Annotated in this window: 12 protein-coding genes; 8 read left to right on the top strand and 4 right to left on the bottom strand. The window is 61.8% G+C overall.

Annotated features, from left to right (window positions below):
* Positions 1-23 precede the first annotated feature (23 nt).
* The 4 genes from IM739_RS19700 (at position 24) to IM739_RS19685 (ending at position 4,557) form a co-directional block, all read left to right on the top strand.
* Entirely contained in the window at positions 24-845 is an 822-nt protein-coding gene (locus IM739_RS19700) for an ATP-binding cassette domain-containing protein (RefSeq protein ID WP_237371505.1), read from the top strand.
* Positions 842-2,104: a sugar ABC transporter permease gene (locus tag IM739_RS19695; RefSeq protein ID WP_237371504.1), complete on the top strand. Its 1,263-nt coding sequence runs from the start codon at positions 842-844 to the stop codon at positions 2,102-2,104. The genes IM739_RS19700 and IM739_RS19695 overlap by 4 nt, the downstream gene beginning before the upstream one ends.
* 21 nt (positions 2,105-2,125) lie before the next feature.
* Positions 2,126-2,854: an SDR family oxidoreductase gene (locus tag IM739_RS19690; RefSeq protein WP_237371503.1), complete on the top strand. Its 729-nt coding sequence runs from the start codon at positions 2,126-2,128 to the stop codon at positions 2,852-2,854.
* Between the two features lie 68 nt (positions 2,855-2,922).
* Positions 2,923-4,557, top strand: a complete 1,635-nt coding sequence (locus tag IM739_RS19685) for an FGGY-family carbohydrate kinase (RefSeq protein WP_237371502.1) — start codon at positions 2,923-2,925, stop codon at positions 4,555-4,557.
* Positions 4,558-4,862: 305 nt separating this feature from the next.
* On the opposite strand, the gene IM739_RS19680 is transcribed toward IM739_RS19685, so the two are convergent.
* A complete protein-coding gene (locus tag IM739_RS19680; RefSeq protein ID WP_237371501.1) occupies positions 4,863-5,615 on the bottom strand; it encodes a sulfite exporter TauE/SafE family protein in 753 nt (250 codons plus the stop codon).
* Positions 5,616-5,933: 318 nt separating this feature from the next.
* Here IM739_RS19680 and IM739_RS19675 point away from each other — a divergent pair, with 318 nt between their 5' ends.
* Positions 5,934-7,199: a metallophosphoesterase family protein gene (locus IM739_RS19675; RefSeq protein WP_237371500.1), complete on the top strand. Its 1,266-nt coding sequence runs from the start codon at positions 5,934-5,936 to the stop codon at positions 7,197-7,199.
* Positions 7,199-10,690 (top strand): ATP-binding protein, encoded by a 3,492-nt coding sequence (locus IM739_RS19670; RefSeq protein ID WP_237371499.1) that lies wholly within the window; start codon positions 7,199-7,201, stop codon positions 10,688-10,690. The genes IM739_RS19675 and IM739_RS19670 overlap by 1 nt, the downstream gene beginning before the upstream one ends.
* Positions 10,691-10,848: 158 nt before the next feature.
* Here IM739_RS19670 and IM739_RS19665 read toward each other — a convergent pair whose 3' ends face one another.
* From IM739_RS19665 to denD, 3 genes are read right to left on the bottom strand one after another with little or no spacing between them, the layout of a single operon-like run.
* A complete protein-coding gene (locus IM739_RS19665; protein ID WP_237371498.1) occupies positions 10,849-12,633 on the bottom strand; it encodes an IlvD/Edd family dehydratase in 1,785 nt (594 codons plus the stop codon).
* The gene (locus tag IM739_RS19660; protein WP_272911344.1) at positions 12,626-13,549 is read right to left on the bottom strand and encodes an NAD(P)-dependent oxidoreductase; all 924 of its coding nucleotides are present in this window, start codon (positions 13,547-13,549) and stop codon (positions 12,626-12,628) included. The genes IM739_RS19665 and IM739_RS19660 overlap by 8 nt, the downstream gene beginning before the upstream one ends.
* Positions 13,546-14,529 carry a D-erythronate dehydrogenase gene (gene denD, locus IM739_RS19655; RefSeq protein ID WP_237371497.1) on the bottom strand — a complete coding sequence of 328 codons (984 nt, stop codon included), beginning with the start codon at positions 14,527-14,529 and terminating at the stop codon, positions 13,546-13,548. The genes IM739_RS19660 and denD overlap by 4 nt, the downstream gene beginning before the upstream one ends.
* Positions 14,530-14,737: 208 nt before the next feature.
* Here denD and IM739_RS19650 point away from each other — a divergent pair, with 208 nt between their 5' ends.
* Entirely contained in the window at positions 14,738-16,183 is a 1,446-nt protein-coding gene (locus tag IM739_RS19650; protein ID WP_237371693.1) for an FAD-binding oxidoreductase, read from the top strand.
* Positions 16,184-16,216: 33 nt separating this feature from the next.
* Positions 16,217-16,933 carry a FadR/GntR family transcriptional regulator gene (locus tag IM739_RS19645; RefSeq protein WP_237371496.1) on the top strand — a complete coding sequence of 239 codons (717 nt, stop codon included), beginning with the start codon at positions 16,217-16,219 and terminating at the stop codon, positions 16,931-16,933.
* The last annotated feature ends 119 nt before the right edge of the window (positions 16,934-17,052 follow it).

Here is a 17,052-nt window from a genome sequence, read left to right as displayed (position 1 = left end):
ATTCCAAAGAAGAGCGTCTCGTCATGGTGCCAATCGACAAAGGTCTGCCCGCAAAGGGAACGACCATCCTGAAGCTGAGCAATGTATCGAAGAATTTCGGCGCGGTGTCCGCGCTCACCGATATCGACCTGGAGATCAAGGCCGGTGAGGTGGTGGCCCTTGTCGGCGACAATGGCGCGGGCAAGTCGACGCTGATCAAGGTGCTGGCCGGCGTGCACCAGCCGAGTTCGGGCCGGATCGAATTCTGCGGCAGGGAAGTGTCGCTCGACAGTCCGAGCAAGGCGCTCGAACTGGGCATCGCGACGGTGTTCCAGGATCTCGCATTGTGCGAAAATCTCGATGTCGTTGCCAATCTGTTTCTCGGTCACGAGCTGTCGCCGTGGAACCTCGACGAAGTCGGCATGGAAGTCCGTGCCTGGACGCTGCTGCGCGAACTGGCCGCCCGCATTCCCTCCGTCCGCGAGCCGATCGCCTCGCTCTCCGGCGGACAGCGGCAGACGGTGGCGATCGCCCGGTCGCTGCTACTCGACCCGAAGATCATCATGCTCGACGAACCGACGGCCGCGCTCGGCGTCGCCCAGACGGCCGAAGTGCTCAACCTGATCGAGCGCGTGCGCGAGCGCGGCCTCGGCGTCATCATCATCAGCCACAACATGGAGGACGTGCGCGCTGTTGCCGACCGCATCGTCGTCCTGCGTCTCGGACGCAACAACGGCGTCTTCAGCCCTGACGCCTCGAACCACGAACTCGTGGCCTCCATTACGGGCGCCACCGAAAACTCCGTCTCGCGCCGCATCGGCCGCAAGGCGGGCGAACAGATCGAGACCGGCGGGAGCCTCGCATGACCCAGCAGATATCCAAGCAGAACAATCCGGCTCCGGCAGCCCTCGATCGCAGCGACGAGCGCGTCAGCCATTCAGAAGGTTTGAGCGGCGCAATCCGTGCCTTTATCACCCGCGTGCGGTCGGGTGATCTCGGCATGTTGCCGGTTGCCATCGGCCTCATCGTCATCTCTACCGTGTTCAGCATCCTGAACCCGATCTTCCTCGCGCCGAACAACCTGGTGAACCTGCTGTTCGATTGCGCGACCGTGGGCATCATCTCGCTCGGCATCGTTTGCGTTCTCATCCTCGGCGAGATCGATCTTTCCGTCGGCTCGATGAGCGGGCTGGCGTCCGCAATCATCGGCGTGCTCTGGGTCAATTCCGGCGTTTCGCTGCCGCTGGCCATCGCGGCTGCCCTGGTAACCGGGGCTGCGGTCGGCGCGCTTTACGCGGTGCTCTACAACCGTCTCGGCATGCCGAGCTTCGTCGCGACCCTGGCGGGACTGCTCGCCCTTCTCGGGATGCAGCTCTATATCCTCGGGCCTACCGGCAGCATCAACCTGCCCTATGCTTCGCCGCTCGTCCGTTTCGGCCAGATCCTCGTCATGCCGGACTGGTTGTCGCATATCCTCGCCCTGGTGCCAGGCGGCGTCATGATCGTCGCCGGACTGATGGCCAGGCAGCGCCGCATGTCGGTCAACCTGTCGACGCAGCCGCTGAGCAGCCTGCTGGTCAAGGCCGGCGCCCTGACCCTCGCGCTTCAATCCGTCGTCTTCTATCTCAACACCGGGCGCGGCGTGCCGTGGATGTTCGGCCTCTTCGTCTTCCTGGTCATCGTCTTGAACTATGCCCTGACGAAAACGCAGTGGGGCCGCTCGATGTTTGCCGTCGGCGGCAACCGGGAAGCCGCCCGCCGCTCCGGCATCAATGTCCGCCGTATCTATATGAGCGCCTTCATGCTTTGCTCTACCTTGGCAGCCCTTGGCGGCACCCTGTCGGCATCGCGGCTGGCCTCGTCGAGCCAGCAGGCCGGCACCGGTGACGTCAACCTGAATGCCATCGCCGCAGCCGTCATCGGCGGAACCAGCCTGTTCGGCGGCCGGGGCAGCGCCTATTCCGCCCTGCTCGGCATTATTGTGATCCAGGCGATTTCCAATGGCCTGACACTTCTCAACCTGAGCTCTTCGCTGCGATACATGATCACCGGCGCCGTGCTCGCCATCGCCGTTATCGTCGACTCGCTGGCAAGACGCTCGCGTGTCAGCCACGGCCGCGCCTGATAAACAAGACTGGAGAATATCATGACGGATCTCATGAAAGGCAAAGTCGCCGCGATCACCGGTGCCGCCTCAGGCATCGGGCTCGAATGCGCCCGCACCCTGCTTGCGGAAGGCGCCACCGTGGTCCTGATCGACCGCGCCGCAGACAAGCTCGAGGGCCTTTGCAAGGACCTCGGCAACCGTGCCAAGCCGTTGGTCGTTGACTTGCTGGACGGCCCGGATGTGTCCGGCATGCTGCCGCGCATCCTTGAACTCGCCGGTCGGCTCGACATTTTCCACGCCAATGCCGGCGCCTATATCGGCGGTCCGGTAGCTGAAGGCGATCCGGATGCCTGGGACCGGATGCTCAACCTCAACATCAATGCCGCATTTCGCTCGGTGCACGCGGTTCTGCCGCACATGATCGCGCAGAAATCCGGCGACATCCTGTTCACCAGTTCGATCGCCGGTGTCGTGCCGGTCGTCTGGGAGCCGATCTACACGGCCTCGAAATTCGCCGTACAGGCCTTCGTGCATTCCACCCGTCGGCAGGTCGCCCAGCACGGGGTTCGTGTTGGCGCCGTCCTACCCGGGCCCGTCGTTACCGCGCTGCTCGACGACTGGCCGAAGGAGAAGATGGACGAGGCGCTGGCCAACGGCAGCCTGATGCAGCCAAAGGAAGTGGCTGAGGCCGTGCTCTTCATGTTGTCGCGGCCGCGCAATGTCACCATCCGCGATCTCGTCATCCTGCCGAACAGCGTCGATCTCTGACGAATTGTCGTTGTGAATAAACATTGTGAATTTCCGCCCGCATATCCCCGACAGCAGAGCATGAGACCATGACACCATCACAGAACTCGCCAGTCGATGCCGCGCCGCGTTACGTCATCGGTGTCGATGTCGGAACCGGCAGCACTCGGGCTGGTCTCTTCGATCTGAAGGGAACCATGCTCTCCGCGGCCAAGCGCGATATCCGGCTCTATCGGGAAGCCGGTGCCGTGGTTGAGCAGTCGAGCACGGAGATCTGGCAGGCCGTCTGCGCGAGTGTCCGGGAGGCCGTAGCCTTGGCCGGGGTCGAGCCGTCTTCGGTGATCGGCATCGGCTTCGACGCGACCTGCTCGCTGGTGGTCCTGGGAGACGGTGGCGTGCCTCTTGCGGTCGGCCCCTCGGAGGATCCCGCCCGCGACATCATCGTCTGGATGGATCACCGGGCCGTCGCCCAGGCCGAGCGCATCAATGCCCTGGGGCACGACGTTCTTCGCTATGTCGGCGGGCGGATCTCGCCGGAGATGGAAACGCCCAAACTTCTGTGGCTGAAGGAGAACCGGCCTGAGACATTCGCGGGCGCCTGGCAATTCTTCGATCTGGCCGACTTTCTCACCTGGAAATCGACCGGAGACCTGTCGCGTTCGACCTGCACGGTGACCTGCAAATGGACCTATCTGGCGCATGAACAGCGATGGGATCCGAGTTATTTCGAACAGATCGGACTGAAGGATCTCGCCGACGAGGGCTTTGCCCGTATTGGTACATCGATCGTGGAACCGGGTACGCGGCTGGGCCAGGGCCTGACTGCGGAGGCAGCAACGGCGATGGGCTTGAACGCCGGCACGGCGGTGGCCGCAGGTATGATCGATGCCCATGCTGGAGGCATCGGCACCGTCGGCATCGGCGGCAGGCCCGAGGAGAACCTCGCCTATGTCTTCGGCACCTCGTCCTGCACCATGACATCCACGGCCGATCCGGTCTTCGTGCCGGGCGTCTGGGGACCTTACTACTCGGCCATGGTGCCCGGCATGTGGCTCAATGAAGGGGGGCAGAGTGCGGCGGGTGCGGCCATCGATCAGCTGTTGTCGTTCCATCCGGCAGCCGGCGAGGCTCGAGCCGCCGCAGACAAACTGGGCGTACCGCTTCCGGTGTTGATCGCCGAGGAAGCCCGCACCAAGGTGGATCAGATCTCGGATGCAATATGGATGGCCGACGGATTGCATGTGGTGCCGGAATTCCTCGGCAACCGCGCTCCGTTCGCCGATCCGCATGCCCGCGCCCTTATCGCCGGATTGGGAATGGACCGGGATCGTGACAGTCTCGTTGCCCTCTATATCGCCGGCATTGCAGGCATCGGCTACGGCTTGCGCCAGATCATCGAGGCGCAGGCAAAAGAAGGCGCCGCCATCAAGCGGGTGGTGATCAGTGGTGGCGCGGGGACAAGCCCACTCGTGCGCCAACTTCTTGCCGACGCCTGCGGAAGACCGGTGCTGGCGCCCACTGCTGCCGAGCCTGTATTGCTGGGTTCCGCCATACTTGGAGCCGTCGCAGCTTTGGCATATCCGGATGTCCGCACCGCGATGGAAGCGCTCTGCGCCATCTCCTCTGCCCACGAACCCGCTCAGGGCGAAATACAAGCCGTGCATTCCCGCAGGTTTAAGGCCTTTGAAACACTGCAGGACTGTGGCCGAAAACTGAGGGCCTAGTTTCACGAGGAGGGGAGGGAATTTTTTGCATTCAGACTGCTGGCAAAACCGCCACTTCCTTCAGCGGGCTTTTTTATGCGGATCGGCGCGCGCGTCGGGGTGACGCGAATGCGGCCGCTGCAAAGGACCGTTTGCCAGTCTGCGCATTGTTGATGGCCTTGCCCCGATGCACTGGTGCACATTGGCCCAGAGTTAGCGGGAGATCTCTTGCTCCACTTTGCCATTTGAAGTGCAGGAGGCTGGGAGCGTGCTACCTTGTAGTGCCATCGACAACCAACCAAGCATTCGGCGTCATTGACCGCTGATCAGATGCTCAAGACATAGTCGGCGATGAGCTTCAGCGACAGAAGCAGCAGGGATATCTCGACAATGCGAAAGAACAGCGTCTCGGGAAGGATCTGCGTCAGTCTTTTCCCGACAACAGTGCCGACGATCGCTGCAGGCAAAAGCCAAAGAACCAGACTGCCGTCAAAGTTGGAAAACTGCTGCAGTTCCCAGTAGGGAATGACCTTGGCGGCATTGATGATGGCAAAGAGGATCGTCGAGGTACCGGCAAATTTCATCTTTTCCAGACGCTGCGGCAGGACATACATCTGGTAGGGCGGGCCGCCCGAGTGTGAAACGAAACTGGTCAACCCGGTCAATGTGCCCCAGAAGATGCCTGCCGGAATATTGGCATCTTTCGCCACTGTCCTGTAGCGCGCGCCGAACCATGCATTGAGGCAGAACATGACGCCAACGAGGCCGACGATCATGCCGATGAACATGCTCGACAGATAGGCGCTGAAGGTCCAGCCGATCGCCACGCCCAACAGGGATGCCGGCACCAGTATGGCAAGGTTTCGCGCGGAAAAGCTGCGGCGATAGAGATAAAGCCCGACCATGTCGCTCGCGATATAGATCGGTAGCAGCAGCGCGGCCGCCGTTACCGGCGATATGACAAGTGCGAGCAGCGGAACGGCGAGGGTCCCGACAGAGGGCAGGCCACCTTTGGAAAGACCGACAAAAAATGCACATACGAGGGCTATTGCGACGATCAGCGTGGTATGTTCGATCATGCGGCCTGCCCAGGTCTATGCGAGTCAATAAAAATGAAGCCGGCGTACCTGAAACCACCGGCCCGTTCCGCATCCAGCTTCGGATGCGGCGGCGTTGATACAGGTCGAAGGCAACCGACATTGCGGTTCTCGTCGAAATCTCAGCCGAAGTAAATCGCTGCCTTGAAGCCGTCGCCCGAAATGATGCCGGCGATGGCAGTCGGTGTCGGCTGCCATCGCCAGAGGCGGGTAAGATGGAGCTGTGTGAACGAGTACAGCGCTAGCAGGAGGCCGCGGATTTACCCTATATAGTGGGGTGAATCTGTTTCGGGTCGCTTCATGCCATTTCGCTTTGTACATACCGCCGACATCCATCTCGACTCGCCGCTGCGTTCGCTGGCGCTGCGCAACAGCGAGTTGGCGGATCTCATCGGGGGCGCCACGCGTCAAGCGCTGGTCTCCGTTGTCGATCTTTGCCTTGAAGAACAGGTCGATGCCCTGGTGATCGCCGGTGATCTCTACGATGGCGATCAGACTTCGATGAAGACGGCGCGGTTTCTCGCCAGCCAGTTGGAGCGTCTGCACCAGGCTGGCATCGCCGTCTATGTCATTCGCGGCAACCATGATGCACTTTCCAGAATCACCCAGGAACTGGTGCTGCCGCCGACCGTCAGGATATTTGGTGCGCGCGCCGAGGTGATGGAGGCATCCGGCGGGGAGCTTTCCGTTGCAATCCACGGGATGAGTTTTTCCAAGCCTCAGGCGCCGGACGGGCTTTTGCCACGGTACAAGTCACCGGTTCCGGGCGCCGTGAACATCGGCATCATGCATACCAGCCTCGCCGGCGCACCTGGGCACGATGTCTATGCGCCCTGCAAGGTCGCCGACCTGCATGCCGCCGGCTTCGACTACTGGGCGCTTGGCCATATCCATCAACGTAGCCATCATCAGGGCGCGCGCACGGTTATCATGCCGGGCATGCCGCAGGGCCGCGATATCAACGAAACGGGCGCAAAGACCGTCTCACTTGTCACCATCGCCGACGACCGTTCGATTTCAGTCGATGAGCGCCTGACCAGCGTCGCGCAGTTCGAGCGGGTGAGCGTTCACCTCGGTGGTGTGGACGAATGGCGCGATGCGGCAGCGGCAATTGAAACGGCACTTCTTTCTCAACGCGAGCACACCGCTTCGCCGCACCTGGTCGCACGATTGCGGCTGACGGGGGAAACAACGCTCGCCTGGAAGATCCGACGCGATATCGACCTGATGCAGGCGGAGGCGGAACAGCGCGGCGAGCGGGTCGGCAACACATGGATCGAAAAACTGGAAGTGGAAGTACAGCCGCCGGCAGGGGTACGCGGCTCAATCGCCGATCCGGTCAGCGAACTCAGGCAGTTGATGCGCGACGATATTCTTGGTCGCTCCGATTTTCGCGACGAGATAAGCGACATGGCCCGCGATCTTTTGGCTGACCTGCCGCCGGAAAGCCGGCACTTTTCCGGCGACGACCAGGCCAGCTTTGATCGCTTTATCGACGCCCTGCTTGTCAGGGGCGCCGAAGACATTTCCGCACGCATGAACGCTGCCGAGCGGGGCGACAACTGATGCGCCTCAACCGTCTTGATCTCACGCGCTACGGTAAATTCACCGACTGCGTGATCGATTTCGGCAAGGCTGCAGCCGGACGACCGGATTTTCACATTGTCTACGGCCTGAACGAGGCGGGCAAGTCCACGACGCTGACCGCATTTCTCGATCTGCTGTTCGGCATGCATCCGCAAACACCTTATAACTTCCTGCATCCGTATGGTGCGATGCGCATCGGTGCCGAACTGGATATCGATGGGGTAACCCACGAACTGGTGCGCTTGAAACAGCGCACCGGCAGTCTCGTCGATTTGCGCGGCGCGCCAATCAATGAGGTGCTTGTATCGAGTGCGCTGGGCGGCATCAGCCGGGACGCCTATCGGACGATGTTTTCGCTCGATGATCAATCGCTGAAGGATGGCGGCAACGCCATCATGCAGAGCAAGGGCGAACTGGGCGAGCTGTTGTTTTCTGCCAGTTCCGGGCTTGCTGGCCTGAGCAAGGTTCTGTCTTCCGCCACGGATGAGGCCATCGCATTCCACAAGAAGCGATCGTCCAGCACCAAGTTGGCCGAGCTGAAACGGTCACTGGAGGCGTTGAAGTCCGAGCGCAATGCAACCGATACCTTTGCCGCAGCCCATGCGGTGCTGACGGCGAGTTACCAGCAGGCAAAGGCGGCTTATGACGGTGCGGCGGGCGCGCTTGCGGAAGCAAGGATCAGGCACACAGAGCTGACGCGTATCCTGACCGCGCTACCGCTTGCCTCGGAGCTGGCAAGACTTCTCGCAGACCCGGTAGTGCAGGCGGATCTGCCACGCCCGCCTGCCGAATGGTTCGCATTGCTGCCGCAGCTTTCTCGGGACGAAACCCGTCTGCAGGCTCTGTTGCAGGAAAAAGACCGTGGCATTGATCAGATCGAGGCCGAGATCGCCGGCATCGTCGTCGATGAGAAGGGCCTTTCGATCGCAGCGCACACCGAATTGCTGGCCGACGGAAGCGGGCGGTTTCGCGCCGCAGAGGTGGATCTGCCCAAACGTCGGCTGGCCCTGGCAGAGCAGGAAGGCATGCTTGCGCGGCTGCTCGCCGATCTCGAGCGGCCGAATGACGATGATCCGCACGCCCTGTTACTGCCCGCCAGCAGCGCGGCGATCATTGGTGACCTGATTGAAAGGCGCTCCGGAGTCGATGCGGAGCTGGCGGCGGCGGAACGCGAACTGGAGCGTACCCGCGATGTACTCGACAGCTTGCGCGCAGAGACGGTCGGTACAGCGGACAACGCTGGTGCCATGGACGGTGACGCAGTTGCCAGACTTGAGAGTGTACTGGCCCGGCTGACCGGCTCGAACCTTGTCTCCCGGCTTCCTGTCGAAGAGCGCGCGCGGTTGCAGCAACAGCGCAACCTCGACGGCCGGCTGGCGCTGCTCGCGCCTTGGTCCGGCGACCTGGACGCCCTGGCTGCGACAGGTTCTGTGGACCTGCGGCAGATCGAGATCTGGCGATCCCAGGCGACGGCGATCGACCGCTGTATTGCGGAGCACCGCAATCGCCACCGCGATCTCGTAACAGATCAGGTAGCGATACAGGCGGGCCTCGCATCGCTGATGGCCGCCGGTACGATCGACGACAGTGAGGCAAACGCCCTGCGCGCGGCACGCGACAATGCCTGGCAGCTGCATGTCGGCGTGCTCGACAAGGAGACCGCGCAGTCATTTGAGGCGCTTTTGCGCCAGGATGACATTGTGTCAGCTAGCCGGCTGGCGCATGCCCACGACCTGGCCGCTCTTCGTCAGTTGCAACAGCGATCGGCGGAGAACACTGCTGCCATTGAGAGACAGGCGCAATTGCTCGATGAGGCGCAGGCGGACTATGGCGCGCTCGCTAAGACGATCGCCGGTTTTCTGCCGGATGTGTTTATCACGCAAGACGATGCGCTGGAGCGGCTGGCGACGCTGGAGAGCTGGATGGCGCGCCGGTTTGACGCCTTGGCTGCGCGCGACGATCTGCAGCGGGCCGACGCGGCGATTGCCGATATCCGTACGGAACTCGATCGCTATCAGGCCGAGCTCCTGACCGGATTGGCCAAGGCTCTGACGAAACAGACTGCTGAAACAAGTCTCCGTGGCGCATCACTGGATGTGGTGGTGCAGGCGACCCACGACGTTCTGGCGCGACACAGGGCCGAAGCCGAAGCGAGGGCGCGTCATGAGAAATCAATGGCGGACCTGTCGCGCGATCTGACGCAACGCGAGCGTGACTGGAGGCAAGCGCAGGCGGCCTCAGAGGCCTGGCAGGCTGGCTGGCGTGACGCACTTGCCAATACATGGCTGTCCGACAAGGCCGGTTCTGTCGCGGCTGTCCGGGGCATTCTGCAGGTATTGGCGAAACTGCCTGGAATCTTGAAAGAACGTCTCGACATGGCGCAGCGGGTCGGCGCCATGGAACGAGATCAAGCGCAGTTCCGTATCGAGGTCGCCGCCTTGCTCAGCCAGGTCGATGATGGCGGCTCCGCAGATGATCCGGTGTCCGCTGCCGGCCGATTGCTCGATCGTCATCGAGCCGCGCTGCGAAACAGGCAGATCATCGACGACAAGCAGATCGAGCTTTCAAATCTGAGGGCACAACGGGCGGAGCTTGCCACGGACCTTGCCGTGCACACGGCGCGCAAGACCGAACTTACCGCCTATTTCGGTACCGATACACTCGCCGCTGTTTCTGGTTTTCTGGATCAGGCCAAGGAACGCGAAAGGATGGAAGACCGTATAAGCGGGCTAAGGGAGCAGATAGCCCAGAGCCTCAGAGCATCCAGCTTTGCGGAGGCTGAAATGCGCCTGTCGGACACCGACATCCACGGCGTGGAGCATGAAGCCGCCGAGCTTGCAGCCCGCATCGAGGATCTGACGGACCGGGCACGTGATCTCTATGCCGAGACGAGCCGCGCCCGGGACAAGCTCGACGCGGTCGGTGGTGATGACACTGTGGCGAGAATAGAGGCGAAACGCCGGACGATCCTGCTCGAAATCGAGGACAGCGCTGCCCGCTATCTGGCTCTGAAGGCCGGGATTCTCGCGGCCGAACGGGCATTGCATACCTATCGGGAAAAACATCGCAGCTCGATGATGAACCGGGCGTCCGAGGCCTTCCGCCTGATTACAGGTGGAAACTATTCGGGCCTCGCCACGCAGTTCGACAAGGACAGGGAGATCCTGATCGGCGTTGCACAGGACGGCGGATCGAAACTGGCCGAGACGATGTCCACCGGCACGCAGTTCCAGCTCTATCTGGCGCTGCGCCTGGCAGGTTACGAGGAGTTTGCTGCCGTTCGGCCTGCCGTGCCCTTTGTTGCCGACGACATCATGGAAAGTTTCGACAACCCCCGCTCGACCGAGGTCTTTCGACTTCTCGGCGAGATGTCGAAAATCGGCCAGGTGATCTATCTGACTCACCACTGGCATCTCTGCGAACTTGCAAAGACGGTCGTCCCGGAGGTGCAAATCCATCGATTGCCGTGATGGGCCGTGTGCTTCGCCGTCGCCCAAGCTGCCGGCTCGGGCATCTGTCTTCATCGCACGGTACTGGCACGACGCTGCTAGCGTTCCGTATGGCAATGTGGCAAGCCGACGCAGCGAGGGTGGATTGAACACCCTTTGCTGCGTGGGCTTTTCTGTCCTCAGTGATTGTGACGCGGGAGTTTTTCAGCCAGCTTGCGGAACTCGGGTGCGCCTTCGATGACGGCACCATCGGAGAGCTGCGTCACGGTGCGCCGGTAGAGCATCTGCCAGGGCGTTGCATCGGCGGGAACGGCGGGAATGCCATTTGCCTTGCGCCGATCGATCTCTTCCTGCTCGACGAGCATATCGCAGCGTCCCTGGTTGAAATCGATGCGGATGATGTCACCGCTGCGGATATAGGCAAGACCACCGCCTGCGGCACTTTCGGGCGAGGCGTTGAGGATCGACGGGCTGTCGGCCGTGCCGGACTGGCGTCCGTCGCCGATGGTCGGCAGGCTGAGAATGCCTTGTCTGATCAAGTGATCCGGCGGCTGCATGTTGACCACTTCGGCAGATCCCGGCCAGCCGAGCGGCCCGGCGCCACGGATCACCAGGATCGTCCGTTCGTCGATGTTCAAGTCCGGATCATTGATGCGCTTGTGGTAATCCTCGGAGCCGTCAAACACCACGGCCTTGCCGTCGAAGACGCCTTCTTTGCCCGGCTCGCTAAGGTAGCGTTCGCGGAAGCCGGCCGAGATGACACTCATCTTCATGATGGCGAAATCAAAAAGATTGCCTTTCAGGACAAGGAACCCCGCGCGCTCTTTCAGGGGGGCGTCGAAAGGCAGGATGACGTCGCGGTCGGTGGATTGCCGGCCATCCAGATTTTCCGCCATGGTCTTGCCGGTCACCGTCGGACAGTCGCCCTCCAGTTTACCCGCCTGCAGCAGTTCCCACATGATGGCGGGAACGCCGCCTGCGCGGTGGAAGCGTTCGCCGAGATAGGCACCGGCCGGCTGCACATTCGCGAGCAGCGGAATGTCGAAGCCGTGTGTCTGCCAATCATCCGGATAGAGATCCACGCCTGCGTGTTTCGCCATGGCGGCCAGATGCGGTTGCGCATTGGTGGAGCCGCCGATCGCCGAATTGACCCGGATCGCGTTGAGGAACGCCTCGCGTGTTAGAATATCCGATGGCTTGATATTCTGTTGCACCAGTTCCACGGCGCGGCGTCCGGTCCGATAGGCCATCTGGCCGCGCTCGCGATAGGCTGCCGGGATCGCGGCACAGCCGGTCAGCGACATGCCGAGCGCTTCCGCCATGGCATTCATCGTCGAGGCTGTGCCCATGGTGTTGCAGTGGCCGATGGAAGGCGCCGAATCGAGCGCCGACTGGAGGAACTCCTCGCGGGTGATTTCGCCGGCCGCATATTTGCGCCGCGACCGCCAGATCACCGTGCCGGATCCGACCAGATCGCCGTCATGCCAGCCGTCGAGCATAGGACCGCCGGAAAAGACGATCGCCGGAATATCGACGGTTGAGGCGGCCATCAGCGCCGAGGGCGTGGTCTTGTCGCAGCCGGTGGTGAGCACTACGCCATCGAGCGGATATCCGTAGAGGATCTCGACCAGGCCGAGATAGGCAAGGTTGCGGTCGAGCGCGGCAGTTGGTCGTTTGCAGTTCTCGAACAGCGGATGGGTCGGGAACTCGATCGGAATGCCGCCGGCGTCGCGAATGCCGTCGCGGATGCGCTTGGCAAGCTCGATATGGTGGCGGTTGCAGGGATTGATGTCGCTACCCGACTGGGCAATGCCGATGATCGGCTTGCCGGAGCGCAGTTCTTCCGGCGTCGTGCCGTAGTTCATGAAGCGCTCGAGATAGAGCGCGGTCATGTCGAGATGATCGGGATTGTCGAACCAGTCCTGCGAGCGCAGGCGGCGTGACGTCTTGTTGTCCTCAGCCATTGTGTTCCTCCCCGCCCTTGGCGGCATTCATCGCTTCCAGATGCAGCAACAGGCCGCTGTGATCCGTATCGCCGCCGCCACCCGTGACGAAATCGGCGAATTCGCGGCGCACCTGTTCGGTCAACGGCAAATCCAGTGAGAACCGATCAGCCATGGCCTTTACCGCTTCAAGGTCCTTCAGCTGCAGCTTTGACGGCCCGCCCGGGGTGAAATTGCGGCTGACCATGCGCGCACCATGCAGCTCCAGAATTCGGCTTTCGGCAAATCCGCCGCGAATGGCCTCGCGGAACTTTTCGCGGCTTGCCCCGCCGGCTTCGACCAGAACCATCGCCTCGGCAACCGCGCCGATGGTGATCGCGACGATCTGCTGGTTGGCGAGCTTACAGATCTGACCCGCGCCGGAGGGTCCGACATGGGTTACCCGGCCGAGCGCGGCAAACACGTCCGCAAGCCCCTCGATCACACCGGCGTCACCGCCGGCCATGATGGCGAGCGTTCCCGCCTCTGCGCCGACTACGCCGCCCGAGACGGGCGCATCGACATGCGCGATGCCGAGCGCCTTCAGGCGCGCTGCGTGATCCTTGGCAATCGGCGGCGAGATGGAACTGCTGTCGACGACTACGGCGCCTTCAGCAAGGACATTGGCGACGCCACTGTCAAACAATACCTGATCGACGGCTTTTCCGTCGCTCAGCATGGTGAAAACGATGTCGCAACCCTCGGCGGCCGCAGCAGCCGTTGCGGAAGGAACAGCGCCGTCAGAGGCGAGGGCATCTGTCTTGGAGCGATCACGATTCCAGACCGTGACCTGATGACCGGCGGCCAGCAGCCGTCGCACCATCGGCGCGCCCATCAGCCCGGTTCCGAGAAAGGCAATCCGGCGCGGATAGCTTTTGCCCCGATCAGTTTCGCTCACAGTTTTCCTCCCAGTTCATCCTCGATATGCACGCGGATGATCTCATCAAAGGAGGTTTCGGCGGTAAAGCCAAGCGCTTTCGCGCGCGTTGCCTCAAAGCCGGGCGCCCAGCCGGCGACCATCTTGATGATCATCTCATCCGGCTCGCGGCGGATCAGCGCGACGGCCTTGTCACCGGCGACGCGGCGCAGCGCCTCGATCTGTTCCCCAACCGTGGCGCTAAGCCCAGGCATGGAAAGAGCCCGACGCGGGCCGACCTTTTCCAGATCGATGGTCGCCCCATGGATGAGGAAGCCAACGGCGGAACGTGGAGACGTGTGCCAATGGCGAACATCGTCGGACACCGGCAGAATGGCCTGCTTGCCGACCAGCGGCTCGCGGAGAATATTGGAGAAGAAGCCGGAAGCTGCCTTGTTCGGCATACCGGGCCGAATGCAGATCGTCGGCAGGCGAATCGCGATGCCGTCGAAGAAGCCGCGGCGGCTGTAGTCGGACAGCAGCAGTTCACAGATCGCCTTCTGGGTTCCGTAGCTGGTCAGCGGGGTGGTGTGGTAGTCGTCGGGGATCGGATAGGGCAGGGGCGCGCCGACGACAGCGATCGATGATGTGAACACGACGCGCGGCTTGTAGCCGTCCGTGCCATTGGCGAGGCGAATGGCGTCGAACAGGTAGCGCGTACCATCCAGATTGATCCGGTAGCCCTTCTCAAAGTCGAGTTCGGCTTCGCCGGAGACGATCGCTGCCAGATGGAAAATGGCATCGGGTCGGGCAGCCACGAGCGATTCGGCTTCACCAGGAGCGGAAAGGTCTGCCTCCTTGGCATGAACCTTTCCAATAAAGCCCGCCGGGGCCTCAGGTGTGACGACATCCACCAGGGTCATTTCGGTGATCGGCTTGCCGCCGAGTTGGCCGTCCGCAGTCAGTCTGGCGGCAAGTTTGCGACCAACCATACCGGCTGCGCCGATGATCAGGATATGCATCAGGTCTCTCCTCCCTGGTTTTTACTCTGAGATTTCACCGAGTCGGCCCGGCGAAAGACAGACAAAATTTTGATTGTAAGGTTGTCTGATAACCTTATATGCTTCGCTTGAAAACAGAATAGTTTGATTGCCCATGAAATACACGCCCGGCCTGGAAGGACTGAGGACCGGTGGTTTCTGCGTGGCAGTCGGAGCGAAGGGCAGGACAATGAAGGCCGAAGTCATGAGCACATCCGCACAATTGCAGGCATCCCTGCGTGCAGCACTGTCCAGCGACGTGGTGCTGACGCAGCCGGACGAGATGATGCGCTTCTGCCGGGACTGGCACGGCGATGTCGCCAGTGGCGCCATCGCCGTGTTGCGCCCGCGTTCGACCGCCGAGGTTGCCGCTGCCGTTCTGATCTGCCGGGAGCTCAAGCTTTCTATAGTTCCTCAAGGGGGCAATACCGGACTGGTGCTTGGTGGCGTGCCCGACCAGCCGGCAACCCAGGTGGTTCTGAGCCTCGAGCGGATGACCGCGATCCGCAATATCGACGCAGAGGATTTTTCAGCTGTCGTCGAGGCAGGCTGCATCCTTTCCGAGGTGAAGGACGCTGTCGCCGAGAAGGATATGTATTTTCCACTGGCCCTAGGGGCGCAGGGATCCTGCCGGATCGGGGGAAATGTCTCGACCAATGCCGGCGGCATCAATGTGCTACGCTACGGCATGACCCGCGAATTGGTCCTCGGCCTTGAGGTGGTTCTGCCAGACGGCAGCATTTTCAATGGCCTGTCGACCCTGCGCAAGGACAATCGCGGCGTTGACCTGAAGCAGATCTTCATCGGTGCCGAGGGCACCCTCGGCATCATCACGGCCGTCTCGATCAAGCTGATGCCTTTCCCGGACCAGGTGGCAACGGCCCTGCTCGGTCTCAATTCGCTCGACGATGCCATCACGCTCTATCGGCGTGCCCGCCGCGATTGCTGCGACCTGATGTCGGCCTTTGAGTTCATGCCGCCGCTGGCCTTCGTCTTGGCGAGGGAAGCGATCCCGGATCTGGCCATGCCGATTGCCGGTGACTATCCGGCCTATGTGCTGATGGAGATTTCCGGATCGGGTCTCGTCGATATCGCCGACCTGATGGAGCGTTTTCTCGGTGGCGTCATGGAAGACGGTCTCGTCGTTGACGGCGTTATCGCGGCATCACAGGCGCAGGCGCGCAATCTCTGGCTGTTCCGCGAGGGCATGAACGAGGGGCAGGCCAAACGTGGACAGCATATGCGTACCGACATATCCGTGCCGCTTTCGCGCCTCGCGGATTTCGTCCGCGATGCGGAACAGGCGGTATCGGAGGCACTTCCCGATTGCACCAGCGTGTCCTATGGCCATGTCGGAGACGGCAATGTGCATTTGAATGTCCTGCCACCAGCCGGCAGTTCACCGGCCGAGATCGCAGCCAAGATCTACGAGGCGAAGACGGTGGTGAACCGGGTTCTGGACGACTATCATGGCAGCATCAGCGCCGAACACGGCATCGGCCGCCTGAAGCGCGCCGATTTCGAAGAGCGCCTGGATCCCTCGCACCGCGCCTTGCTGTCCGCCCTGAAACAGGCCATCGATCCGTCGATGGTGATGAACCCGGGCTGCCAATTGAATTTCGTCGGCATATCGTAGAATAGTCTGGCATCATCAGGGACGGACACCAACATGACGGCGGATTTCAGCCAGATCAGACGGATCGAACATCTCCCGGCGCGCATCGCCGGCCATATCGGCAAGGAAATTGCCGAAGGCCGGATCAAGCCTGGAGAAAAGCTGCCGACCGAGCATCTCCTGGCCAAGACATTCGGCGTCAGCCGCTCCGTTGTTCGCGAGGCAATCGCCCAGTTGCGCAATGAGGGCCTTGTCGATACGCGTCAGGGTGTAGGTGCCTTCGTCACTGAAGGCATGGGGCGTGGCTCCATCCGTATCGAGCAAACCGATCTGCATCATCGCGACAGCTTTCGCAGCCTGTTCCAGTTGCGCATCCCCCTGGAAATCGAGGCTGCGGGTCTTGCTGCCGTCCATCATGATGACGCCGATCTGAAGAAACTGGATGACTCGCTGGCACAGATGACCGGTGCCGACAAATGGACCGACCAGGGCATCGTTGCCGACCTGATTTTTCACCGGACGCTGGCGGCTGCTACCCACAACGAGTATTTTCCGTTGTTCATCGGTTTCATCGCCGAGCGCATCAGTCTTGCGATCAATGCAGCCCGCGCTGCCGCCGTTCTTGAAGAAATCGTCGAGACCACGATTGCCGAGCATGTGGCCATCCGCGATGCGGTGGTCACGCGCGATCCCGCGAAAGCGCGCGCGGCAATGCACGATCACCTGATGGGAGCCGCCGGTCGACTCGACCTGACGCTGGAAATTTTCTGAGCCCTGCGGACGGGCCAGCCGACCGATACGTGCAGCATACAGGTTTTTGGCATGCTTTGCGCCTTGGGGTCTGGACAGGCCGGGCAAGTCGCTTTAAAAACGCATGAGGAGCGTTGTCA

Origin of the sequence: Rhizobium sp. SL42, from assembly GCF_021729845.1 — a bacterium.
GTDB lineage: Bacteria > Pseudomonadota > Alphaproteobacteria > Rhizobiales > Rhizobiaceae > Allorhizobium.
Note: the sequence above shows the minus strand (reverse complement) of the source record. Positions and strands in the feature narration are given on the sequence as shown.